The 23,829-nt window shown below is 64.7% G+C and carries 21 protein-coding genes and 1 pseudogene; 11 read left to right on the top strand and 11 right to left on the bottom strand.

Annotation, left to right across the window (positions count from 1 at the left end; translation table 11 throughout):
* The first annotated feature begins 205 nt into the window (after positions 1-205).
* The 6 genes from FJW10_RS10860 (at position 206) to FJW10_RS10885 (ending at position 4,863) form a co-directional block, all read left to right on the top strand.
* Entirely contained in the window at positions 206-1,087 is an 882-nt protein-coding gene (locus tag FJW10_RS10860) for a hypothetical protein (RefSeq protein WP_246674206.1), read from the top strand.
* A gap of 94 nt (positions 1,088-1,181) precedes the next feature.
* Complete coding sequence (locus tag FJW10_RS10865) at positions 1,182-1,331, top strand: DUF3096 domain-containing protein (protein WP_127866594.1); 150 nt, start codon at positions 1,182-1,184, stop codon at positions 1,329-1,331.
* A gap of 150 nt (positions 1,332-1,481) precedes the next feature.
* Positions 1,482-1,706, top strand: coding sequence for an aa3-type cytochrome c oxidase subunit IV (locus FJW10_RS10870; RefSeq protein ID WP_140545869.1), 225 nt, complete (start codon positions 1,482-1,484; stop codon positions 1,704-1,706).
* Between the two features lie 85 nt (positions 1,707-1,791).
* Positions 1,792-3,036, top strand: a complete 1,245-nt coding sequence (locus tag FJW10_RS10875; protein WP_140900094.1) for a Re/Si-specific NAD(P)(+) transhydrogenase subunit alpha — start codon at positions 1,792-1,794, stop codon at positions 3,034-3,036.
* Positions 3,036-3,455: an NAD(P) transhydrogenase subunit alpha gene (locus tag FJW10_RS10880; protein ID WP_140644722.1), complete on the top strand. Its 420-nt coding sequence runs from the start codon at positions 3,036-3,038 to the stop codon at positions 3,453-3,455. The genes FJW10_RS10875 and FJW10_RS10880 overlap by 1 nt, the downstream gene beginning before the upstream one ends.
* Position 3,456: 1 nt before the next feature.
* On the top strand, positions 3,457-4,863 hold the full coding sequence (locus tag FJW10_RS10885; protein ID WP_140832088.1) for an NAD(P)(+) transhydrogenase (Re/Si-specific) subunit beta: 1,407 nt from the start codon (positions 3,457-3,459) through the stop codon (positions 4,861-4,863).
* Between the two features lie 88 nt (positions 4,864-4,951).
* Here FJW10_RS10885 and FJW10_RS10890 read toward each other — a convergent pair whose 3' ends face one another.
* The gene (locus tag FJW10_RS10890; RefSeq protein ID WP_140900095.1) at positions 4,952-5,854 is read right to left on the bottom strand and encodes a hypothetical protein; all 903 of its coding nucleotides are present in this window, start codon (positions 5,852-5,854) and stop codon (positions 4,952-4,954) included.
* A 238-nt stretch (positions 5,855-6,092) separates the two neighbouring features.
* The gene (gene gyrB / locus FJW10_RS10900) at positions 6,093-8,564 is read right to left on the bottom strand and encodes a DNA topoisomerase (ATP-hydrolyzing) subunit B (RefSeq protein ID WP_140900097.1); all 2,472 of its coding nucleotides are present in this window, start codon (positions 8,562-8,564) and stop codon (positions 6,093-6,095) included.
* A 476-nt stretch (positions 8,565-9,040) separates the two neighbouring features.
* Here gyrB and FJW10_RS10905 point away from each other — a divergent pair, with 476 nt between their 5' ends.
* Positions 9,041-10,411 (top strand): cytochrome P450, encoded by a 1,371-nt coding sequence (locus FJW10_RS10905; RefSeq protein WP_140900098.1) that lies wholly within the window; start codon positions 9,041-9,043, stop codon positions 10,409-10,411.
* A gap of 7 nt (positions 10,412-10,418) precedes the next feature.
* Here FJW10_RS10905 and FJW10_RS10910 read toward each other — a convergent pair whose 3' ends face one another.
* The 7 genes and pseudogenes from FJW10_RS10910 to FJW10_RS10940 form a co-directional block, all read right to left on the bottom strand.
* On the bottom strand, positions 10,419-11,402 hold the full coding sequence (locus FJW10_RS10910) for a complex I NDUFA9 subunit family protein (RefSeq protein ID WP_140900099.1): 984 nt from the start codon (positions 11,400-11,402) through the stop codon (positions 10,419-10,421).
* Between the two features lie 160 nt (positions 11,403-11,562).
* Positions 11,563-12,015 (bottom strand): annotated as a pseudogene (locus tag FJW10_RS10915) (DoxX family protein).
* A 382-nt stretch (positions 12,016-12,397) separates the two neighbouring features.
* A complete protein-coding gene (locus FJW10_RS10920) occupies positions 12,398-13,399 on the bottom strand; it encodes an Ldh family oxidoreductase (RefSeq protein WP_181177490.1) in 1,002 nt (333 codons plus the stop codon).
* 96 nt (positions 13,400-13,495) lie between these two features.
* The gene (locus FJW10_RS10925) at positions 13,496-14,305 is read right to left on the bottom strand and encodes an ABC transporter permease (protein ID WP_140832103.1); all 810 of its coding nucleotides are present in this window, start codon (positions 14,303-14,305) and stop codon (positions 13,496-13,498) included.
* A complete protein-coding gene (locus FJW10_RS10930; protein ID WP_181177500.1) occupies positions 14,305-15,015 on the bottom strand; it encodes an ABC transporter permease subunit in 711 nt (236 codons plus the stop codon). The genes FJW10_RS10925 and FJW10_RS10930 overlap by 1 nt, the downstream gene beginning before the upstream one ends.
* A 148-nt stretch (positions 15,016-15,163) precedes the next feature.
* Positions 15,164-15,961 carry a transporter substrate-binding domain-containing protein gene (locus FJW10_RS10935; RefSeq protein WP_140832107.1) on the bottom strand — a complete coding sequence of 266 codons (798 nt, stop codon included), beginning with the start codon at positions 15,959-15,961 and terminating at the stop codon, positions 15,164-15,166.
* A gap of 57 nt (positions 15,962-16,018) precedes the next feature.
* Positions 16,019-16,834: an ABC transporter ATP-binding protein gene (locus FJW10_RS10940; RefSeq protein WP_140900101.1), complete on the bottom strand. Its 816-nt coding sequence runs from the start codon at positions 16,832-16,834 to the stop codon at positions 16,019-16,021.
* A 210-nt stretch (positions 16,835-17,044) separates the two neighbouring features.
* On the opposite strand from FJW10_RS10940, the gene FJW10_RS10945 reads away from it, so the two are divergent.
* The 4 genes from FJW10_RS10945 to FJW10_RS10960 all read left to right on the top strand — a co-directional run bounded on the left by FJW10_RS10945 (position 17,045) and on the right by FJW10_RS10960 (position 21,119).
* Positions 17,045-17,917, top strand: coding sequence for a dimethylarginine dimethylaminohydrolase family protein (locus FJW10_RS10945; RefSeq protein ID WP_140900102.1), 873 nt, complete (start codon positions 17,045-17,047; stop codon positions 17,915-17,917).
* On the top strand, positions 17,887-18,558 hold the full coding sequence (locus tag FJW10_RS10950) for a TetR family transcriptional regulator C-terminal domain-containing protein (RefSeq protein ID WP_140900103.1): 672 nt from the start codon (positions 17,887-17,889) through the stop codon (positions 18,556-18,558). The genes FJW10_RS10945 and FJW10_RS10950 overlap by 31 nt, the downstream gene beginning before the upstream one ends.
* Before the next feature lie 75 nt (positions 18,559-18,633).
* Positions 18,634-20,214, top strand: coding sequence for a 5-guanidino-2-oxopentanoate decarboxylase (locus FJW10_RS10955; RefSeq protein ID WP_140900104.1), 1,581 nt, complete (start codon positions 18,634-18,636; stop codon positions 20,212-20,214).
* Between the two features lie 197 nt (positions 20,215-20,411).
* Positions 20,412-21,119, top strand: a complete 708-nt coding sequence (locus FJW10_RS10960) for an SDR family NAD(P)-dependent oxidoreductase (protein ID WP_140832117.1) — start codon at positions 20,412-20,414, stop codon at positions 21,117-21,119.
* A gap of 81 nt (positions 21,120-21,200) precedes the next feature.
* Here the strand turns inward: FJW10_RS10960 and rpsA are convergent, their stop codons facing one another.
* Both rpsA and cmk read right to left on the bottom strand, forming a co-directional pair.
* Positions 21,201-22,898 (bottom strand): 30S ribosomal protein S1, encoded by a 1,698-nt coding sequence (rpsA, locus tag FJW10_RS10965; protein ID WP_140644738.1) that lies wholly within the window; start codon positions 22,896-22,898, stop codon positions 21,201-21,203.
* A 194-nt stretch (positions 22,899-23,092) separates the two neighbouring features.
* Positions 23,093-23,743: a (d)CMP kinase gene (gene cmk / locus FJW10_RS10970; protein ID WP_140900105.1), complete on the bottom strand. Its 651-nt coding sequence runs from the start codon at positions 23,741-23,743 to the stop codon at positions 23,093-23,095.
* Between the last annotated feature and the right edge of the window lie 86 nt (positions 23,744-23,829).

The raw sequence follows: 23,829 nt of genomic DNA on the forward strand, positions 1-23,829 counted from the left end.
AGAGAGTAATTTCAGAAAAAACGGAACCCGGGTTTCCGTCTGGAGCGGATATGCGTTTCATGAAACGTTAGCCGTTCCGGCGTAGTATAATTCTGTGATTCACTCACGCTTTCAAGCTCTGGATCCGGATTGATCTTGATGACCGCCGTCAGGCCGGCTCAGATCACCGCTGGCTGCGGTATTTGTTTTTTCGCGGGCAAGATCGATGAAACGATCGCAGCTATTAAGGTTAACAGACGGTAAATCAGCAATCTCGAATTTTCAGCTTGTGTCTCATTTCAACTCGAATAGCTTGTTCACAGGCGGAATTCGAGGACGGACAATAATGGAAGCTGCGGCTAAGGGTGCGTCGGCTGGCGCCAGCTCAAAGGCTGATTCCCTGCTCAACCGAACGATGATGCAGCTCCTGGAGCATGTCGAATATCGCCTCATCACCGGGGGCGAGGATCTGGAAGCGATCTACCGGCTTCGATATCAGTCCTACCTCAAATCAGGCATGTGCGGTCCGATCGCCAGCGGGATGTTCGAGGATCGCTGGGATAATCTTCCCAACTCCTACCGCTTCGGCGTCTATTGTTACGGCGAATTGGTCAGCACATTGCGCTTTCACTATATTTCCAGTGAACAGCCATACTCACCTTCGGTGGACGCCTATCCGGAAGTGTTGCTCCCGCGGCTCGCCCGGGGGGAAACCTTCATCGACGGCACCCGCTTCGCAACCGATCCCGATGCCGCGCCGGCGCCCGGCGTTCTGCCTTTCCTGACGCTCAGGATCGCCATGGTGGCCTCCAATTATTTTGGCCAGGACTCGGTGCTGACCCCGGTCAAGGTCGAGCATTCTCACTTTTATGCCCGGTTCTTCAATGCCGTGCAGAAGAGCGAAGCCAAGCAGTTCCCGGGCGTTCTTGCTCCGATCGCCCTGTTCGAGATCCCTGCCGGCGAGAATATGCGCCGCACGCTCGAGCGGTTCCCGTTCTACAATTCGACGCCGATGGAGCAGCGGCTGATGTTCGGCAATCCGGCCATCAACCGCCTGACGCCCCTCTCCATCCTGCCGACGGCGAAATACTATCGCGCCGCTGCCTGAACGCAGTTCATGAACCTTTCGCCGGCTGCGCCGTTATCAAGGTCGCAGCCCGCTCTGCCAAGCGATCGCGCCTGTCACACGAAAGGATCCCCGCATGACCATCCACTCCCTCGCGCTGACGCCGCTGATCTCGCTGATCGCCGGCGTACTGATCCTGGTGATGCCTCGGCTCCTCAACTACATCGTCGCGCTTTACCTGATCGTTGTCGGTCTGCTCGGCCTTTTCCCTCACCTCGCCAGCTGAAATCCCGTGTCGGCCGCGTGGACACAGCCGCGGCATTCAATTTCAACTTTCGTTTGAGGCTGTTGTCGCCGGCTGTGCGGCAATAGCGCCATTGCTCTTGGTTCGGCTTTTCGCTATGTGCCTCAAAGGCATTTTCGAAGGGGTACTTCCATGGCTGATCACACGCCGACCGGTCCTGTCGAGCTGGGCGCGCAAATGGACTACGCCGAGCACGACCGTACCTACAAGGGCTTCCTCGGTCTTGCCAAATACGGCTCGCTGTTCTGTGCCGCCATCCTTATCGCAATGGCCTTCGGCTTCTTCGTCGGCGGCTTCTTCTCGGCGACCATCCTGTTCATCCTGATCATGGCCGTCGGCACTCTCATTCTGCGGTAGACTTCCCAAGCCCATTGCCCTCGACGTCGCCGGACGTCCGGCCGACGCCTTGCGCAATCAAGGTTCCAGCCGAAAGGATCATCCGGTGGGACAAATAGTATTCATCCCTCGTGAGATTGACCCGAACGAGCCGCGCGTCGCGGCCTCGCCGGAGACGGTCAAGCGCCTGGCGGGTCTCGGCTTCGACGTGATCGTCGAGAAGGGCGCCGGCCTCGGCTCCCGCATCCCCGACCAGGATTTCACTGCTGCCGGCGGCGCGATCGGAACGGCGGCCGACGCCAAAAAGGCCGATGTCGTGCTGAAAGTGCGCCGGCCGACGGATGCGGAGCTCAAGGGCTACAAGTCGGGCGTCGCCGTGATCGCCATCATGGATCCCTACGGCAACGATGCCGCGGTGGCCGCGATGGCCAAGGCCGGCATCACCGCCTTTTCCATGGAGTTCATGCCGCGCATCACCCGTGCGCAATCGATGGACGTGCTGTCCTCGCAGGCCAACCTCGCCGGCTACCAGGCGGTGATCGATGCCGCCGCCGAATATGACCGCGCGCTGCCGATGATGATGACGGCGGCCGGCACCGTGCCGGCGGCAAAAACCTTCATCATGGGCGTCGGCGTCGCCGGCCTGCAGGCGATCGCCACCGCGCGCCGCCTCGGCTCTGTCGTCACCGCCACCGACGTGCGCCCGGCGGTGAAGGAGCAGGTGCAGTCGCTCGGCGCGAAATTCCTCGCGGTCGAGGACGAGGAATTCAAAGCGGCCGAGACCGCCGGCGGCTACGCCAAGGAAATGTCGAAGGAATACCAGGCGAAGCAGGCGACGCTCACCGCCGAGCATATCGCCAAGCAGGACATCGTCATCACCACCGCGCTGATCCCCGGCCGTCCGGCGCCGAAGCTGGTTTCGGCCGCCATGGTTGCCTCGATGAAGCCTGGCTCGGTGATCGTCGATCTAGCGGTAGAGCGCGGCGGCAATGTCGAGGGCGCGGTGCCTGGCAAGGTCGTGATGACCGAGAATGGCGTCAAGATCGTCGGCCACCTCAACGTGCCGGGCCGTGTCGCGGCCTCGGCCTCGCTGCTCTATGCCAAGAACCTCTACGCCTTCCTCGAGACCATGGTCGACAAGACGACCAAGCAGCTCGCTATCAAGCGCGACGACGAGCTGGTCAAGGCCACGATGCTGACCGACGCCGGCAAGGTGGTGCATCCGAACTTCGCCAAGGCGGTCGAGCAGCCGCGCACCGAGCCGGCGGCCATTCCGGCGACGAGCATGGTCGCCGACGCCAGACCGGCGCCGAAGAAGAAGTCCGCAGCTAAGCCTAAGGGGACCGCGTGATGGACGCCTTGCAGAAAGCCCTCGACCAACTCGATCAGGCGACTGCCGCCGTTCGCCTTGCGGTGCAGGATCTTGCCAACGCGCCCGCAGGCGAGGCTGCCGGTAACGCGGCGCATGCGCTGTCCGGTGGCGCCGTCGATCCCTTCGTCTTCCAACTCGCCATCTTCGTGCTGGCGATCTTCGTCGGCTATTATGTCGTCTGGTCGGTGACGCCGGCCCTGCACACACCGCTGATGGCCGTCACCAACGCTATTTCATCGGTCATTGTCGTCGGCGCGCTGCTCGCCGTCGGCATCTCGGCCTCCGGGCTCGCCGCCGGCTTCGGTTTCGTCGCCCTGGTGCTGGTCTCGGTCAACATCTTCGGCGGCTTCCTGGTCACCCAGCGCATGCTCGCCATGTACAAGAAGAAGGAAAAGTGACGTGACCGTCAATCTGGCTTCCTTCCTCTATCTCGTCTCCGGCATCCTGTTCATCCTGGCGCTGCGCGGGCTGTCGCATCCCACCACCAGCCGGCGAGGCAATCTCTTCGGCATGATCGGTATGGCGATCGCTATCGCCACCACGCTGGCATTGGCTTTGCCTTTGGCTCCCTCGGTCGGCCGTTTCGGCTGGATCGTGCTCGGGCTAGCCATCGGTGGCGGCATCGGCGCGGTCACCGCGCGCCGCATCGCCATGACCTCGATGCCGCAGCTGGTCGCCGCCTTCCACTCGCTCGTCGGCTTCGCCGCCGTGATGGTGGCGGCTGCCGCCATGTACGCGCCGGAGAGCTTCGGCATCGGCACGGCGGGCGACATCCATGCGCAGGCGCTGGTCGAAATGAGCCTGGGCGTAGCCATAGGCGCCATCACCTTCACCGGCTCGGTCATCGCCTTCCTCAAGCTCGACGGCCGCATGTCCGGCAAGCCGATCATGATCGGCGGCCGACATCTCATCAACATCGCGCTCGGCATCGCGTTGGTGGTGCTGATCGTGCTGTTGGTCACCACGGAATCGAAGCTCGTCTTCTGGCTGATCGTCGCCGCCTCGCTGGTGCTCGGCGTGCTCTTGATCATCCCGATCGGCGGCGCCGACATGCCGGTCGTGGTGTCGATGCTGAATTCCTACTCGGGCTGGGCGGCTGCCGCGCTTGGTTTCACCCTCGGCAATCTGGCGCTGATCATCACCGGCGCGCTGGTCGGCTCGTCCGGCGCGATCCTGTCCTACATCATGTGCAAGGGCATGAACCGCTCCTTCATCTCGGTCATCCTCGGCGGCTTCGGCGGCGAGACGGCCGCGGTTGCCGACGACGGCATCGAGCGCACCGTCAAGCAGGGCTCGGCCGATGACGCCGCCTATCTGATGATGAACGCGCAGAAGGTCATCATCGTGCCCGGCTACGGCATGGCGGTCGCCCAGGCGCAGCACGCGCTGCGCGAAATGGCCGACAAGCTCAAGGCCGCCGGCGTCGAGGTGAAATACGCCATCCATCCGGTGGCCGGCCGTATGCCCGGCCACATGAACGTGCTCTTGGCCGAGGCCAACGTGCCTTATGATGAGGTGTTCGAACTGGAGGACATCAACTCCGAATTCGCGCAGGCCGACGTCGCCTATGTCATCGGCGCCAACGACGTCACCAACCCGTCGGCGCGCGACGACAAGTCCTCGCCGATCTACGGCATGCCGATCCTCGACGTCGACAAGGCCCGCACCTGCCTGTTCGTCAAGCGCTCGCTCGGCTCCGGCTATGCCGGCATCGACAACACGCTGTTCTACAAGGACGGCACCATGATGCTGCTCGGCGACGCCAAGAAGATGACCGAGGAAATCGTCAAGGCCATGGATCACTGAGCCGCGACCTTCTGCAGGAAGGTGTCGGCCCACGCATCGGAATTGGAAAAGCCCGGCCTGAGCCGGGCTTTTTTGGTATAGGCCCCCTTTAACGGGTAGCCAGATAGGCGGTCTCTTCATCGTCCCGCTGCCTGCCGCCGAGAGCGGCCGCGGCACCGGCGATGAAGGCGCCGATGACGAGCGACAGGGCGCCGAGCAGGGCGAAGGTAGCGCTCGCCTTCCGGGCCTTGTCGGCGGCCTGCTGCGCTTTTGCCTTGGCGTCTTGCGCCTTCGCCAGCAACGTATCGACGCGTGTCTTGGCATCCGCTTCCGACAGGCCGGTGCGCGCCGCGACCAGTTGCGACAGATAGGCTTTGTCGTCGGCGGAGATTTCGCCCGTGGCGGCACTGGCAATCAGGATGCGCGAGGCCTGCGCGGTGGCCGCGGCGTCGTTTTCCGGATTAGCCGCAGCCAATTTTCCGGCATCCGCCGGTCTAAGCAGCGAATCCACCAAATAGGATGTCGCATTGTCCGTCGTCGCCTGGCTGCCTGCCGTGGCGCCCATTGCGGCGCCGGACACCACTGTCGAAGCGGCCTGCACGCCGGAGCCCAGCATCGACGTCAACGCTGAGCCGAGCACGCCAACAACGAGAAGCGTCGCCAGCGCCCAGGCCAGAAAGCCATGTGCGGTGTCGCGGAAGAACACCTCGTCGGTATGGACGTCGACCCATTTGGTGCGCAGCCGTCCCGCAAGATAGCCGCCAACGCCCGATGACAGCCATTGGACGACGACTAACCATACCGCTGTCGAGACCGCGAAGATGGTGATGGAAGCACCTGAGCCCGCCCAGGGCGAAACCATGCTGAGGCCTAGGCCGGAGCCGAGCAGCATCAGGATGAGACTCAACGTCGACGCGGCGAAGGCGCCGGCGATGATCGGACCCCAACTGATCGCCGAGGCGGAGGATTCGGTTGAGACGGTTTTGCCGACAGCCGAAAGAGTGGACTGCATATCAGCCCCCTATCGCGCGAACAGCATGATGAGGATGATGATCGGGATTGGAATTCCTAGCAACCAAAGCAAGATACCGCGTCCCATGAAAGCCTCCTGAGAAATCGTGATCGACGTTGTCACAATGTCCAGGCAGGCCTTCTGTTCCGGCGCTTTTGAAATGTCGCTCAGGCCACAACAACAATGCCGGCGCACCTAGCGCGCCGGCATTGGAAAACAAGCACAGTTTTGTGGTAGTCTAAATATCCAGATTAGCCACCGACAGCGCATTGTCCTGGATGAATTCGCGCCGCGGCTCCACCTCGTCGCCCATCAGCCGCGAGAACAGCGAATCGGCGTCGGTCGCGTCGTTGACCTTGACCTGCAGCAGCGAGCGCACATTCGGATCCAGCGTGGTTTCCCACAGCTGCTCGGCATTCATCTCGCCAAGACCCTTGTAGCGCTGCATGGTGAGCCCCTTGCGGCCGGTGGCGAACACCGCGTTGAGCAGCGCCAGTGGTCCCGAAAGCAGCTCGGAACTCTCCTTGCGGCGCAGGATCGGCTGCTCACCATAGACTTCCGCTAGGCGCGAGGCATAGCGGTCGAGCTGGCGCGCATCGGCCGAAGCGATCAGTCCGGCATCGAGCTGCGCCACGTCCTTCACGCCGCGCACGGTGCGCTCGAACACATAGCCGCCGGAGCCGTCATTGGAAGCCGATAGCCGCCCGGTCCAGCCGCGCTCGGTCTCCTCGGCGATCATATCGAGCCGCTCGGCGACGCGCTCGGCCATCGCATTGGCGCGGCCGAGATCGGCAAGCACATCGGCGTTGAGCGCGCCGGCGATCGCCGCCTGCTCGACGACGCTGCGGTTGTAGCGCGTGTGCAGCCCGTTGATCAGCTGGCGCACGGCAATTGCGTCGTCGATGGCGCTGCGCAGATCTTGGCCCGTCCGCACCTCGCCGGAGGCGAGCGTCAGCGAAGCCTCATCCAGCCCGGACTCGATCAGGTATTCCTCATAGGCGTTTTCGTCCTTGAGGTATTGCGAGCTCTTGCCTCGGGTCACTTTGTAGAGCGGCGGCTGGGCGATGTAGAGATGGCCGCGCTCGATCAGCTCCGGCATCTGCCGGAAGAAGAAGGTGAGCAGAAGCGTGCGGATGTGGGCGCCGTCGACGTCGGCGTCGGTCATCAGGATGATCTTGTGGTAGCGCAGCTTGTCGGCGTTGAACTCGTCCTTGCCGATCGAGGTGCCGAGCGCGGTGATCAGCGTGCCGATCATGTCGGAGGAGAGCATGCGGTCGAAGCGCGCGCGCTCGACATTCAGGATCTTGCCGCGCAGCGGCAGGATCGCCTGGTTCTGGCGCGAGCGCCCGCCCTTGGCCGAGCCGCCGGCCGAGTCACCCTCGACGATGAAGATTTCGGACTTGGCCGGGTCGCGCTCCTGGCAGTCGGCAAGCTTGCCGGGCAGCGAGGTGACGCCGAGCGAGCTCTTGCGGGTGATGTCGCGCGCCTTGCGCGCGGCCTCGCGCGCCGCGGCCGCCTGGATCACTTTCTCGACCACGACCTTGCCTTCGGCGGGATGTTCTTCCAGCCAGGTGCCGAGCGCCTCGTTGACCAGGCTTTCCACCACCGGGCGCACCTCTGACGAGACCAGCTTGTCCTTGGTCTGCGAGGAGAATTTCGGGTCCGGCACCTTGACCGACAGGACCGCGGTCAGGCCTTCCCGGCAATCGTCGCCGGTCAGCGAGACCTTTTCCTTCTTGGTCTGACCGGACGATTCGCCGTAGCCGGTGATCTGCCTGGTCAGCGCCGCGCGGAAGCCCGCCAGATGGGTGCCGCCGTCGCGTTGCGGGATGTTGTTGGTGAAGGCCAGCACATTCTCGTGGTAGCTGTCGTTCCACCACATCGCGACTTCGACGGTGATGCCGTCGCGCTCGGCGCGGATGCCGATCGGCGTCTCGATCAGCGGCTTCTTCACCCGGTCGAGATATTTGACAAACTCCTCCAGCCCGCCGTCGTAATGCAGCTCATGGCGCACGATGTCGGCATGGCGGGCGTCGGTCAGCACGATGCGCACGCCGGAATTGAGGAAAGCGAGCTCGCGCAGTCGATGCTCCAGCGTGCTGTAGTCGAACTCGACCATGGTGAAGGTCTCGGCCGACGGGAAGAACGTGATTTCGCTGCCGCTGCGGCCCTCATAGGTGCCAGGGCGCTTGTCCTGCTCGTAGCTTCCGGTCACCTTCAGCGGTGCGTCGGCATTGCCGTGCGTGAAGCTCATCTCGAAGATCTCGCCGTTGCGGCGGACCTTGATCTTCAGCCAGGCGGACAGCGCGTTGACCACCGAGACGCCGACGCCGTGCAGGCCGCCCGAGACCTTGTAGGAATTCTGGTCGAATTTGCCGCCGGCATGCAGCTGCGTCATGATCACTTCGGCCGCCGAAACGCCCTCCGAGGGGTGGATATCGGTCGGAATGCCGCGGCCATTGTCGATCACGGTGACGGAACCGTCGGGGTTGAGCGTCACCGAGACGAGGTCGGCGTGGCCGGCTAGCGCCTCGTCGATGGCGTTGTCCACCACCTCATAGACCATGTGATGCAGGCCCGAGCCGTCATCGGTGTCGCCGATATACATGCCCGGCCGCTTGCGCACGGCATCCAACCCCTTCAAAACCTTGATGGAATCGGCGCCGTACTCGGCTTCCGCGCCATTGGCGCTTTCGGTCTGGTCGCTCATGAAAACCTGTCTGATTGATGCCGCTGATACAGCGCGGAAAAATGGCCCCGAATCGCGCCGTTTTGATGTCCTAGATATAGGCGCAAACGGCTGCTTTTCCAAGGTTTGCGGCCATTTTGCCGGCTTGGCGAGCGACCCTGTCACGTCCACGCGAGATGCTGGCGGGCGCATCGGGGCGTCCGACAGTGAAAGCCGTGCCGAAGCACGGCCTCGCAAGCGTCTTCGCGGGGAGCGCAGGCGCCGATGGTGCGGCTCGTCGAGCATCGGCAGCTTGAACGCCGCGATGTCGGTCAGCACCGGCTCGGACTTGCCGTGCTCGCGGGCGAAGCCCTCCAGCCATCCGCCGAAGATCGGATCGGCGCGTCCCGGCCGAGTGCGGACGTCGGTCACAGTCCGGCGAGGCGCCGGGCCGCTCGGTCACATGGACGTCCGCTTCGTCGGACACTACATTCGGCGCTGTCAGCGGAGCACGCTTCATGGACACCAAGCCCGCCCCCTTCGTGCCGCCGGCGCCGACGCCGCGCACAAAGCCGCCTTCGACGCTGGAGATGATGCGCATCATCTACCGCAACCCGCTCGAATTATGGGGCGAGCACACCTACAACGAGCCCTGGATTTCGGTGACCGGCGTCGGCGGGCCGCTGGTGGTCGCCAACGATCCGGGCCTCATCCGCCACGTGCTGATCGACAACGCCAAAAACTACAAGATGGCGACCGTGCGCCAGCTGGTGTTGCGGCCGATCCTGCGCGACGGGCTGTTGACCGCCGAAGGCGAGGTCTGGAAGCGCTCGCGCAAGGCGATGGCGCCGGTGTTCACGCCGCGCCACATCTTCGGCTTCGCCGAGCCGATGCTGAGACGCACGCTGGAGTTCGTCACCCGCTACGAGGCCGGTGGTGAGAGCGATGTCGCCCATGACATGACGCTGCTCACCTATGACATTCTGGCCGAGACGCTGTTTTCCGGCGAGATCGCCGGCGAGCCGGGCAGCTTCGCCAGGGAGATCGACCGCCTGTTCGAGACCATGGGCCGCGTCGATCCGCTCGACCTGTTGCGCGCGCCGGAATGGCTGCCGCGTTTCACCCGCATCCGCGGCCGCAAGACCATGGCCTATTTCCGCAACATCGTCGCCGGCACGGTGAGGATGCGCGAAGAGCGGATGAAGCGCGATCCCGACGGGGTGCCGCAGGATTTCCTTACGCTTCTGCTGCGCGCCGAGGGGCCGGACGGACTGACGCGCGCCGAAGTCGAGGACAACATCATCACCTTCATAGGCGCCGGCCACGAGACGACGGCGCGGGCGCTGGGTTGGACGATCTATTGTCTCGCCGGGGCGCCCTGGGAACGCGACAACGTCGAGCGGGAGATCGACGCCGTGCTGGCGCGCGAGCCCGATCCGACCAAGTGGCTGGATGCCATGCCGCTTACCCGCGCCGCTTTCGAGGAGGCTCTCAGGCTCTATCCGCCGGCGCCCTCGATCAACCGCGAACCGATCGAGCCGGAGACCTGGAACGGTCTTTACATCCCGAAATACGCCGCCGTGCTGGTGATGCCCTGGGTCGTGCATCGCCACCGCAAGCTCTGGGACAGGCCGAACGCTTTCCTGCCGGAGCGGTTCCATCCGGAAAACCGCGACAAGATCGACCGCTTCCAGTACCTGCCCTTCGGCGCCGGCCCGCGTGTCTGCATCGGCGCCAGCTTCGCCATGCAGGAGGCGATCATCGCGCTGGCGATCCTGCTGTCGCGCTTCCGGTTCGACGTGACTCCCGAGACCCGGCCATGGCCGGTGCAGAAGCTCACCACGCAGCCGCAGGGCGGCCTGCCGATGCAGATCTCCCGCCGCGCCTGAGCTTTTGTCAGCGGTCGGCGATAGGCCGGCGCTGCTGGAACTGGCCGGCCGCGCGGAAGCGCCAGAGATAGCTGGGCAGGATCGTGGCGATCGCCTGCGGCTGGATGCCGAGGCCGGTCAGCGTCCTGGCGGCCTTGACGGCTTCGTCCGAAACGACGTTGTGCTCGCGCAACTGCATGACCTGGTCCTTGGTCAGGAGCGGGTTGGGCAGCAGCTGCAGGATCGAGGCCTGGATGTTCGCCAGCCAGAACGGCACCGGCACCAGGAGGCGGCGGCGCTCGACGACCATCAGCAGCTCTTCCATGCATTCCTTGAAGGTCAGCACCTGCGGCCCGCCGAGCTCGTAGATCTGGCCGCCCTCGACCTTGCCGTCGACCGAACGCGCCACCGCTTCGGCGACGTCGCCGACATAGACCGGCTGGAACTTGGTTTGCCCGCCGCCGATCAGCGGCAGCACCGGCGAATAACGCGCCATGTTGGCGAAGCGGTTGAAGAAACCGTCTTCCGGCCCGAAATTGATCGACGGCCTGAGGATGACGGCATCGCTGATCGTGTCGAGCACGGCTTTCTCGCCGAGCGCCTTGGTGCGGGCATAGTCGGACGGGGAATTCAGATCCGCGCCGAGCGCCGAGATGTGGGTGAGGCCGGCACCGACCGAGCGTGCGGCCTCGGCGACGGCGCGCGCCCCGAAATCGTGCACGGCGCCGAATTTCTGGCGGCCGGTCTCATGCAGGACGGCGACGAGGTTGACGACATGGTCGGCGCCCTGCACGGCGCGGTCGACCGACCAGCGCACGCGCACATTGGCCTGCACCGGCTGGATCTGGCCGACATTGCCGAGCGGCTGCACATGGCCGGCAAGGTCGGGCCGCCGGCAGGCGACCCGGATGCGGTAGCCGCGCTTGGCCAGCGCCCGCACGACATGGCGACCGACGAAACCCGAACCGCCGAAGACGACGACGAGCTTGGGGGTCTGCAGGATTTCGGTCATGACTGGCTCCGCGCGCAAATGCTTGGCTGAAGCCGTTTCTTAATCCGTTTCTCGCCAAAGGCAAAGAGCGACCGGAGGTCGCCATTGCCCTGTTTTTTGAGCAATTCCAGGAAACGTGCCGAGCGGTTCCTTTCTGGAATTGCGTCCAGGCGAAAGCGGCTCAGAAAGCCTTGCCGATATGCGCGTCGACCGACTGGCGATTGCCGCCGCGGATTGCGAAGAAGGCGAGGATCGCGGCCCAAAGCAGAGATTTTTCCGCGCCCGAGAAACCCTGGCCCATGGTCGCCCAGTGGAACCACACGGTGACCAGAAGCACGATCAGCCCGGCGAAAGCGGCAGGGCGTGTGAAAAGGCCGAGGGCGATCAGGATACCGCCGAAGAATTCGGTGCAGGCGAGCAGCGGCGATCAGAAGACGCCCGGATAGAAGCCGAGCCCCTCGACCATTTCCGTCGCGCCGAACGGATTGACGATCTTTTGCGAACCATGGATGGCCAGGAAGCCGCCGGCGACGGTGCGCAGCAAGGTTTCGCCAGCGTCATGCAATGCCGAATAGAGGCGGCCAAGCGCCGGGATGATCAGCTTTGCGCGGGAGGCGTCGGTGGTCTCGGACATCGTAACTCCTGTTTTGTGACGATACCCGCAAACGCCCGACGGCCCCGGGCAAGTCAAGTTAACAAAAGTTCACCATTGACTCATCTTTTGTGGCGATTGCTCGGAAACGCAGAAAACCCCGCCGAGGCGGGGTTTTCCGGGCAGTGTCCACGCCGAAACAGGGCCCACCGAGGCGGCCTGACCTGAGACGGTACCAAGGTGGCGTGAAGCAAGCACGCCCGCCCCGCCCTGAACGCCCGGCGCGGCGCCGCCAACCGCGAGCCAGACGAAGCCAACCGGGCGGCTCGCGGCGTGGGGTGCCGGAGATTGGTCGTTGCAGGGCGAGAAAAGGTTCAGCCGGGCGTCGAAAGAAACCGTGCCCTCGTTGCGTGGCGCGGTTTGCTCAGGCCGAGTAACGCTCGGCGAATTCTGAAATGCGCTGCACCACGGCCCTCGACGTGGTGATGCCGCGCGCCTTTGCCTTCTCGGCGGCTTCGGCGCGGGAGCGACCGGGGATATGCACGCCATAGCGCCGCCGCAGCCGGTCGAGTTGGTCCTTCATACGCTTCTCGAAATCCGGATCGAGCAGCTTGGGTTCGATGGCCAGAACGAACAGGCCGGTGCTGGGACTGTCCGGCCCGCCGGTGAACCAAGGCGCGTCGACCGACCAGTTGGCGCCGGAAATGCCGGCGGCCAGCACCTCTACCATCAAGGCGATGTTGGCGCCGCGCTGGCCGCCGAAGGCAAGCATCGCGCCTTTCATGGCGGCCGCCGGATCGGTGGTCGGGTTGCCGCTGGCATCCAGCGCCCAGCCTTCGGGGATCTTCTTGCCGTCCTCGGCCGCCTTGCGGATGTTGACGAAGGCGGTCGCGCTCGACGACTGGTCGATGACCAGCGGCGGCCCGTCGGCGGCGGGCGACGCGAAGGACATCGGATTGGTGCAATAGACCGGCTTGACCGAGCCCGAGCCGGCAAGCACCGCCGGCCCGTTGGTCGCGGCAAAGGAAACCAGCCCCTGTTCCGCCAGCCGCCCGGTGAAATAGCCGAGCGCGCCGCATGTATAGGCGTTCTTCTGCGAGAAGATCGAGACGCCGAACAGTTTTGCTGCCTTGACCAGGTCGTCGATCGTGCGGTCGAAGCCGGTATGGGCAAGCCCGCCGCGCGCGTCCGAAAGATAGACGGCGAGCGCCGGCCGGGTGATCGCCGGATCGGCGTTGCCGTCGATACGGCCGGCTTCGAGCGCTTCCAGATAATCGATGAAATGCGACAGCCCCACCGTCGACAGGCCTTCGGCCTCCGCGGCGATGATCGAGGCGGTCAATGACTGCGCCGCTTCTTCGTTGGCGCCGGCGCCGAGCGCCGCCATCCGGCATAGGCCCGTTGCCTGGTCGAGAGTGAGTTGCATCAGGGCTGCTCCTGAGTGAGTAGGAAAGTAGGGAGTAGCCAGTAGGGGAAAACCAGCAAGCAGCCCACTGCTCACCAGCCACTATTCACTACTCACTTAACCGATTTTGACCGGAATCCGAGCCTCGATCCGACTGAAGACGAAGACCAGGATGCCGGTGATCGTCATATAGATCAGCGCCAAGAGCAGCAAAGGCTCATAGGTCAGGTAGGTGTCCTGGCGCACCTTGGAGGAGACGGCGAAGATATCGATGACGCTGATCGTCGCCACCAGCGGGGTCGACTTCAGCTGCAGCACGGTCTCGCCGGTCAGCGTCGGCAGCGCCCGGTAGAAGGCCTGCGGCAACCAGATGCGCCGGAAGATTTTCCAGCGGCTCATGCCGAACGCGCGGGCGGCCTCCAACTGTCCGCGCGGCACGCCGGCGAAGGCGCCGCGCATCACTTCGCCCTCATAGCCGGCGAAGGACAAGGTCAGCGCCACCACGCCATACGGCCAGGCCTGCCTGAGATATGGCCACAGCCACGATTCGCGGATCCACGGATACTGCGGAAAGATCGAACCGAGGCCGTAGTAGAGGAGCCAGAGCTGCAGGAGCAGCGGCGTTCCCCGGATGATGGTGCAGAAGACCTTCGCTGGTACCGAGAACCAGATCGGTCCGCCTGCCTGGGCGAGCCCGAGCGGCACGGCCAGCGCAAAGCCGAGCGCGCAAGTGACGGCGAGGATCCAAAGCGCCCGCCATATGCCCATCAGGCCCATTGCCCAATATTGCGGCAGCCAGTCCCAGCGCATGAAGAAAGCAGCGCAGAGCACCAGCGCCAGCGCGATCAGGATCAGCACGATGCGGTGGGGTCTAAGCCAGATCGAGGCGCGCGCCGCCATGTTGATCGCGGAGGCTTCGGCAGACATCAGCGTGCCTCCCTGACGGAAGGCATGCCGCGCCGCGACCAGGCCTCGACGCGGCCGATGATCAGGTTGGAGAACAGCGAGAGCGCGAGATAGAGCGCGCCGGCAGCAAGGTAGAAAAGAAGGTAGGCCTTGGTCACGCCGGCCGCCTGGCGCGTTGCAAGGGTGAGTTCGAAGAAACCGACGACGGCAAGCAGCGCGGTGTCCTTGGTGGCTATGAGCCACAGATTCGCCAGGCCGGGGATGGCGAAGGGCAGCATCGCCGGCAGCGTGATGCGTCGCAGCATCAGGCCCGGCGACATGCCGTAGGCGCGGGCGGCCTCGATCTGGCCTTGCGGGATGGCGAGGATGGCGCCGCGGATGACTTCGGTCGAATAGGCGCCCTGGACGAACCCCAGCACGAAGATGCCGGCCGCGAGCCCGCTGATGTCGATACGGCTGTAGCCCATCGCCGTCAGCACCTGGTTGATGAGGTCGGTGCCGGCGTAATAGAGCAGCAGGATCAGCACCAGTTCCGGCACGGCGCGCACGACGGTCGTGTAGACCGCGAGCAGGTCGCGCGTCACCGGACCGCCATAGAGCTTGCCGAAGGCGCCGGCGGTGCCGATCATGAGGCCGAGGCAGGTGGCGCCGATAGCGATCTCGACCGAATGCAGCAGACCGACCAGCAGCGTGCCGCCCCAGCCGGGCGCCACGGGCGACAGGAGTTCCATGATGCCGGCCGCGGAGGCCGGAAGAAAGGTGTCGATCAGCTTCGTCCCCGGATTGCTGGCAAGCCACCGACGGCAAGGTCGGCGGCACGCATGCGTGGCAAGGTCGGGCATGGCGCGGACGCCATGCCCTCACTCATTTCGAGAGGGCTCAGTTCGACTGCGTGGCGCCGCCATAGATGTCGAAGTCGAAATACTTCTTCGAGATCTCGTCATATTTACCGTTGGCGCGGATCGCCTTGATGCCGGCGTTGAATTTTTCCTTGAGCGCGGTGTCTTCCTTGCGGATGCCGGCACCGACGCCTGGTCCAAGCACTTCGTCGTCCGGGGTCACCATGCCCTTGAGGTCGCAGCAGCCCTTGCCCTGGTCCGACTTCAGGAACTCGCCGAGCGCGATCGAGTCGGCTTGCACCGCGTCGATACGGCCGGCGGCCAGATCCTGGTTGGCTTCGTCCTGGGTCTGGTATTCCTTGATCTCCTGCGCGCCGGTGAAATGCTTCTTGGCGTAGACGGCGTGCACGGTCGAGACCTGGACGCCGATCACCTTGCCCTTGAGATCGTCAGGCGTGGCGCCGAATTTCTGGTCCTTCGGTCCGATGATCGCGGTCGGGGTGTTGTAGTACTTGTCCGAGAAGTCGATCGTCTTCTTGCGCTCGTCGGTGATCGACATGGAAGAGACGATGGCGTCGATCTTCTTGGTGGTCAGCGCCGGGATGATGCCATCCCAGGCAACCGGCGTGATGACGCAGTCGAGTTTCTCTTCGGCGCAGACGGCGTCGACGAAGTCGATCTCCCAGCCCACCCATTTGCCCGAGGCGTCGGGCGAGGTGAAGGGTGGGTAGGGTTCGGCGGCGACGCCGATCTTGACCTGCTCGGCCTTGGCCACGCCACCCATCGCCGCGACGCCGAGAAGCAGCGCGGCGGCGAATGTCTTGAGAACAGTCTTCATTTCAGGACTCCCAGCTTGTTGTTGTTCCCGGTTTTTCGCTCTGCTTGATGCCGGCACCTAGCCGACATTGCGGAGGAATTGCTTGAGCCTTTCGGATTTGGGCGCGCCGAACAATTGTTCCGGCGGACCTTCCTCCTCGACCAGCCCGTTGTAGAGATAGACGACATGCGTCGCGACCTCGCGGGCGAACTTCATTTCATGCGTCACCAGCACCATGGTGCGCCCCTCGCGCGCCAGGTCGCCGATGACTTTCAGCACCTCGCCGACCAGCTCGGGATCGAGCGCGGACGTCGGTTCGTCGAACAGCATGACGCGCGGATTGATCGCCAGCGCGCGGGCGATCGCGGCCCGCTGCTGCTGGCCGCCGGAGAGGAAGGCCGGATAGACGTCGCGCTTCTCCGCCAGCCCGACGCGGGCGAGCAGCTTCTCGGCCTGGGCGATCGCTTCGTCGCGCTTGACGCCGAGCACATGCACCGGAACCTCGATGACGTTCTCGATCAGCGTCATGTGGCTCCACAGGTTGAAATTCTGGAAGACCATGCCGAGCCTCGAGCGGATACGCTCGATCTGCCTGCGGTCAGCCGGAACGGTGTGGCCGTGGCTGTCGGCCTTGAGCTTGATCTCTTCGCCATTGACCCGGATGATGCCGCTGGTCGGGTTCTCCAGGCAGTTGATGCAGCGCAACAGCGTCGACTTGCCGGAGCCGGAGCCGCCGATGATGGCGACCACCTCGCCGTCGCGCGCCGACAGCGAAACGCCCTTCAGCACGTGCAGCTGGCCGAATTTCTTATGCAGGTTTTCGACATGGATGGCTTCGGCGGCGTTGTTCTGCGCCTTGCCGGACCGGACTGCGGCAGCGTCCGCCACGCTCACCGGGCGACCTCTCTATGGTCGAAGGCAGGTCGTCGAACGTCCATCCGGCTAATCAACATACGCTGTCCTGCCCACTCCAGACTTCAGCATGGACCCGACAGCGCGAGCCCGTCAATCCCGCTCATTACGGCACTTGCGGCCTTGTTGCGCAAGTGTATAAATAGCCTTTCATGAAATTTTCACGATTTTTTTCATCTTAAAAGGACATCGATGAGCGCTTTCGGATCACAGTCCATGGCGGCGCCGCTGCGGCGCGTGCTGATGCGGTCGGCGGCCAACGCCATGCGCGACGCCGACAGGGCTGCCTGGCACTATGGCCCCGGATTCAACCCGGCGAAGGCCGCTGCGCAGCATGCGCTTCTTGCCGAACTGGTGGCGGCTTCCGGCGCCGAAATCGAATGGATCGAGGACAAGGCCGACGGCCTTTCGGATTCGGTGTTCACCCATGACCCGTCGCTGATGACCGACCGCGGCGCGCTGATCCTGTCCATGGGCAAGCCCTTGCGCGCCCGGGAGCCCTCGCTGCATGAGGAAACCTACAAGAGACTGGGCATTCCGGTCCTCGGCCGGGTCGAGGCGCCAGGCCAGGTCGAAGGCGGTGACTGCGTATGGGTGGATGCCCGCACGCTGGCGATCGGGCGCGGTGTGCGCTCCAACCAGGAAGGCATCCAGCAGGTTTCCAACCTGCTGTCGCCGCTGGGCGTTTCCGTCTACGGCTTCGATCTGCCGCTGTGGCAGGGCGAAGAGGCGTGCCTGCATCTGATGTCGGTGATCAGCCCGCTGGCCGACGACCTTGCCCTGGTCTATTCACCGCTTCTGCCGGCCCCGTTCTACCAGATGCTGAAGGCGCGCGGCATCCGGCTGGTCGAAGGCGACGCCGGCGAGTTCGCCGCCTCCAACGGCCTCAGCCTGAACGTGCTGCCGACCAGCCCGCACAAGGTCATTGCCGTTGCCGGTTTTCCCAAGACCAAAGCCGCGATGGAAGCCGCCGGCTGCGTGGTTGAGGTTTTTGAGGCGGACGCGCTCTGCATCGCCTGCGAAGGCGGGCCGACATGCCTGACGCGGCCGATCCTGCGCCAATGAGTGCGCGCCGCAAGTTCCGCCGCGAGGGCGAGGAGCGGCGGCGGCAGGACCTGATCGATGCCACCCTGGACAGCGTGGCGGAACATGGCTTGCAGGGTGCCACTGTTCGCACCATCGCCTTGCGTGCCGGCGTTACCGCCGGGCTGATCCGGCACTACTTCCCCGGCAAGGAAGATTTGCTGCAGGAGGCCTATGCAGCATTGATGGGCCGCATGACGGAGCAGGCGAAAGCGGCATTGGTCATGGAAGATGCCTCGCCGCGCCAACGCCTTGCGGCTTTCGTCACCGCCAACCTCAACGCGCCGATCATCGACCAGCGGGTTTTCTCGCTCTGGGCAACCTTCATCGGCCGCGCCGGCGCGGATCCGTCGCTCGCCCGCGCCCATCGCGAAGGCTATCTCGGCTTTCGCAACGAGGTGGAAGCGGTCGTGGCCGACGTGCTCGCCGCCGAACGGCGCAAGCCGGACGCAAGCGAGCTGCGCCACCATGCCATCGCGATCAACGCGATCATCGACGGGCTCTGGATCGAAGGCTGCCTGGCCGGCGAGATGTTCTCGCCCGGCGAGCTGGCGGCGATCGGCATCAAGGCCGTCGAGGCCGAACTCGGCCTCGCGGCGCTGGAGCAATTCCAGGAAAAATGAGAAGCGGTTGGGTTCGGCCACTTCGCCGCAACTTTCCGTCCGCAATTGCGTGAGAAACAAAAGGAAGGAAATGCGATGACCACCATCGGCGAAGCGCTCATCACCCTGCTCGAAGCGCATGGCGTCGACACCGTCTTCGGCATTCCAGGCGTGCATACGGTCGAGCTCTATCGCGGCCTGGCGCGCTCGAAGATCCGCCACGTCACGCCGCGCCACGAGCAGGGGGCAGGCTTCATGGCCGATGGTTATGCGCGCGCCGGCGGCCGGCCGGGCGTCGCCTTCGTCATCACCGGACCGGGGCTGACCAACACCATCACCGCCATGGGCCAGGCGCGCGCCGATTCTGTGCCGATGCTGGTGATCTCCGGCGTCAACGCAACCGATACGCTGGGCAAGGGTTTGGGCTTCCTGCATGAACTGCCGGACCAGCGCGGCATGATGGAAAAGGTCGCGCTGTTTTCCGAGCGTGTCACCGAAGCCGGGCAGCTGCCGGGCGCTCTCGCCCGCGCCTTCGCGCTGTTTTCGTCGGCGCGGCCGGGGCCGGTTCATATCGAGATTCCCACCGATGTGATGGTCAAGCCCGCCGACGGCATAGCGGCGGCGCTGAGCAACGCGGCGCCGCCGGCGCCGGACGCCGCGGCGGTCGCTGAAGCGGCGAAGCTAATCGAGGCCGCCAGCCGACCGCTGATCCTCTCGGGCGGCGGCGCCAGGAAGGCCGACGCGGCGCTGCGGCGCCTGGCCGAGACGCTTGGCGCTCCGGTCGTCGAGACCGCCAATGCGCGCGGCCTGCTGCATGGCCATTCGCTGTGCGTGCCGGCGAGCCCCAGCCTCAAGGCCGTGCGCGCGCTGATGGCGGATGCCGACCTGGTGATCGCCGCCGGTACCGAATTCGGCCCGACCGACTATGACGGCTATGGCGACGGCGGCTTCGTGCTGCCAAAGAACCTGATCCGTATCGATATCGGCGCCGACCAGATCGCGCGCCGGCCGGTGACGGTCGGCATCCAGGCCGATTGCGCCGACGGGATCGAGGCCCTGCTTGCGGCGATCGGGCCCGGCCATGCTGCGGCAAGCGATGGCGAGGCTCGTGCGGCCGCCGCGCGGAAGGCAGCGCTAGCCGAATTGAAGCCCGACTATCTGGCGCAAGTTCATGCCGTGGAAACGATCCGCGACGCGCTGCCGGGCGCCATCATCGTCGGCGACTCGACCCAGCCGATCTATGCCGCCAATCTCTATTATGACCACGACCGCCCCGGCGGCTGGTTCAACGCAGCGACGGGCTTCGGCGCGCTGGGTTACGGTCCACCGGCCGCGATCGGCGCGGCGCTTGCGGTGCCCGAGGCGCCGGTGGTGTGCCTCACCGGCGATGGCGGCTTCCAGTTCACCTTGCCGGAGATTGGCGCCGCGCTCGACGCCGAAGCGCCCGTGATCTTCGTCGTCTGGAACAACCGCGGCTATCGCGAGATCGAGACCTCGATGCTCGATGTCGGCGTCGAGCCGGTCGGCGTGTCGCCGGCGCCGCCGGATTTCTGCAAGCTCGCCGAGGCCTACGGCATCGAGGCCGAGCGGCTGGCCGGGGCCAGTGGTCTTGCCGAGGCGCTAAGCCGCGCGCGGGCGGCAGGCAAGCCGCGCGTCATCGAAATCACCGTCGACTGAAGACTGGCGCGTCTACCGGTTGGCCCGTTCCGGCGCCGGCAGATCAATGCCGCGTGCCACGGTTCGACGCATGCAAAGACGCTGCGCCTGCCATGTCGATATTTCAATTGAGTGACGACGCGAAAGGCGCGACGTTCCAATCTGGGGCGGCATAACCAAAAGAAATAATCATAAAAAGTGACAGGAGCGGTCGAAGTATGACGGAAACGCTTGATGGCAGGCATGTCGTGGTGACGGGCGGTACTGGGGCGCTCGGCGGCGCGGTTGTCGGCAGATTGCTGGAGCAAGGCGCGATCTGCCACGTGCCCAATGCCCACGCGGCGGCCCCGCCGCATTTTCCTTACGCGGCCCACGCCAGCGTGCATCTAGCGCATAATGTCGACCTGTCGGATTCGGCCAAGGTCGAAGCGTTCTACCACCAGGTGCCCGAGCTCTGGGCCTCGATCCACCTTGCCGGCGGCTTCACCATGGCACCGGTGGAAAAGATCGAGTCCGCCTCCTTCGCCGAGATGATGGAGACCAACGCCCGCACGGCTTTCCTATGCAGCCGCGCCGCTGTGCGCTCGATGCTGGAGTCCAATACGGCCGGCCGCATCGTCAATGTCACCGCGCGCGCCGGTCTCGACCCGAGGCGCGGCTCCGGCATGGTCGCCTATGCCGCGAGCAAGGCGGCGGTCGCGGCGATGACGGTGGCCATGGCTGAGGAGTTGAAGGGCAAGGGCATCCTCGTTAACGCCGTGGCTCCCTCGACGCTCGACACGCCCGCCAACCGCGCCGACATGCCCGACGCCGATTTCGCCAAATGGGTCAGTCTCGAAGCCGCCGCGGAAGCGATCGCCTATCTAGCCTCGCCCGCCAACCAGGCCATGAGCGGCACGCTGGTCCCTCTCTACGGCCGGGCCTGAACTCGATTATCCCGACAAAAGAAAAACCCGCCGGATCGCTCCGGCGGGTTTTTTGCTGTTCGTCAGTTGAAGAGGCTTGGCTTAGTTGCCCTGCTTCTTCAGCGCCGCGCCCAGGATATCGCCCAGCGAGGCGCCGGAGTCGGTCGAGCCGTACTGGGCGACCGCTTCCTTTTCCTCGGCGATTTCCAGCGCCTTGATCGAGACCTGCAGCTTGCGGGTCTTCTTGTCGAAGGCGATGACGCGGGCATCGACCTTCTGGCCGACGGTGAAGCGCTCGGGGCGCTGCTCGTCGCGGTCGCGCGAAAGGTCCGAACGCTTGATGAAGGTCTCGATGCCGCTGTCGACCAGCCGCACGTCCAGACCGCCATCCTTCACGCCGATAACCTCGCAGGTGACGACGGCGTTCTTGCGCAGCTCGCCGCTGTTGGCCGCTTCGCCGACAGTGTCACGGGCCAACTGCTTGATGCCGAGCGAGATGCGCTCCTTCTCGATGTCGACGTCGAGCACCTGCGCCTTGACCACGTCGCCGCGATTGTACTCCTCGATGACCTGCTCGCCCGGACGGGTCCAGTCGAGGTCGGAAAGGTGCACCATGCCGTCCACGTCGCCTTCCAGGCCGATGAACAGGCCGAACTCGGTCTTGTTCTTGACCTCGCCCTCGACCTGGCTGCCGACCGGATGGCTCGAGGCGAAAGCTTGCCACGGGTTTTCCAGCGTCTGCTTGAGGCCGAGCGAGATGCGGCGCTTGGCCGGATCGACCTCGAGCACCACCACGTCGACTTCCTGCGTCGTCGACAGGATCTTGCCGGGGTGCACGTTCTTTTTCGTCCACGACATTTCCGAAACGTGGATGAGGCCCTCGATGCCCGGCTCCAGCTCGACGAACGCACCGTAGTCGGTGATGTTGGTGACGGTGCCCTTGATCTTCTTGCCGATCGGGAACTTGGTGCCGATATCCGACCACGGATCCGACTCGAGCTGCTTCATGCCGAGCGAGATGCGGTGGGTTTCCTGGTTGATGCGGATGATCTGCACCTTGACCGTCTGGCCGATGTTGAGGATCTCGGTCGGATGGTTGACGCGGCGCCATGCCATGTCGGTGACATGCAGCAGGCCGTCGATGCCGCCGAGGTCGACGAACGCACCGTAGTCGGTGATGTTCTTGACCACGCCTTCGACCACCTGGCCTTCCTCGAGGTTCTGCACGATTTCCGAACGCTGTTCGGCGCGGCTCTCCTCGAGCACGGTGCGGCGCGACACCACGATGTTGCCGCGGCGGCGATCCATCTTGAGGATCTCGAAGGGCTGCGGGTTGTGCATCAGCGGGGTGACGTCGCGGATCGGGCGGATATCGACCTGGCTGCGCGGCAGGAACGCCACGGCGCCGTCGAGGTCGACGGTGAAGCCGCCCTTGACCTGGTTGAAGATGACGCCTTCGACGCGCTCACCCTTGGTGAACTTCTCTTCGAGACGCACCCAGCTCTCTTCGCGGCGAGCCTTCTCGCGCGACAGCATGGCCTCGCCAAGCGCGTTCTCGATGCGCTCGACATAGACTTCGACGGTGTCGCCGACCTTGAGGGAGGATTCCTTGCCCTTGGCGCCGAATTCCTTCAGCGGCACGCGGCCTTCGACCTTGAGGCCGACATCGATGATGGCCATGTCCTTTTCGATCGCGGTGATCGTGCCCCGGACAACCTGGCCCTCGCCGGAATGGCCGGCGGTGAATGATTCTTCGAGCATGCTCGCGAAATCGTCGCGAGACGGATTAGCAGCTGACATTGTTTCTCCTGGAATGCTCCGCGCGCTGGCGGAGCGGGCGCCGTGGGTTAGCGTTGCGTGAGCCTGCCGGCGTTCCGGGCTGAAGAGCCCTTGGCCGCTGTTCAGGCGGCAAGTCCGGCGCATGAAGAATGCTGGCAGGCTGGTTCGTGCCCGATATGGGTATTTTCGCCGCCAACGGCAATCGAAAAACCTGATCAGGCCTTGTTTCTCTTGGTAAGGACGTCATCAACGATCACCATCGCCGCCAGAAACGCGGCTTCTATAGCCATTTCGCTGGTATCAAGCAAGTGCGCGTCTCGCGCTGGCTTCAGCGGCGAGTCGGCGCGGCCCATGTCGCGTTCGTCGCGGCGCTCGATATCGGCAAGGATGGTGGCGAAATCGGCGCTGCCGCCCATGCTCTCGATCTCCGCCAGCCGGCGACTGGCGCGCACCGCCGCACTTGCCGTGACGTAGAGCTTGATGTCGGCGTCGGGACACACGACGGTGCCGATGTCGCGGCCGTCGAGCACCGCGCCCGGCGGCGCCTTGGCGAACTCGCGCTGCTTCTCGACCAGGATGCGCCGCACCGTGGGAATGACCGCGACCTTGGAGGCCGCCTCGCCCACCGTGTGCGCCGACAGCACCGCGCGGTCGAGGTTCGACAGGTTGACCTGCCGGGCCGCGGTTTCGGCCGCCGAGACATTATCGAGCGGCAGGCCGAGTTCCAGCAGCTTGTGGGCCACCGCGCGATAGGTGAGGCCGGTATCGAGCAGGTTCAGCCGGTAGTGGTCGGCGAGGCGACGGGCAAGCGTGCCCTTGCCGGCGCCCGCGGGGCCGTCGATGGCGATGGTGAAGGTGTGGGTCATTGGCTGCTCGCCATGAAGAGAGGGCGCAAGGAACAAGGCGAGCGCTGTCCCGCCAGCATTTCTGTTTGGCCCCAACCCATCGACAA

Source organism: Mesorhizobium sp. B4-1-1, from assembly GCF_006439375.1.
Classification (GTDB): Bacteria; Pseudomonadota; Alphaproteobacteria; order Rhizobiales; family Rhizobiaceae; genus Mesorhizobium.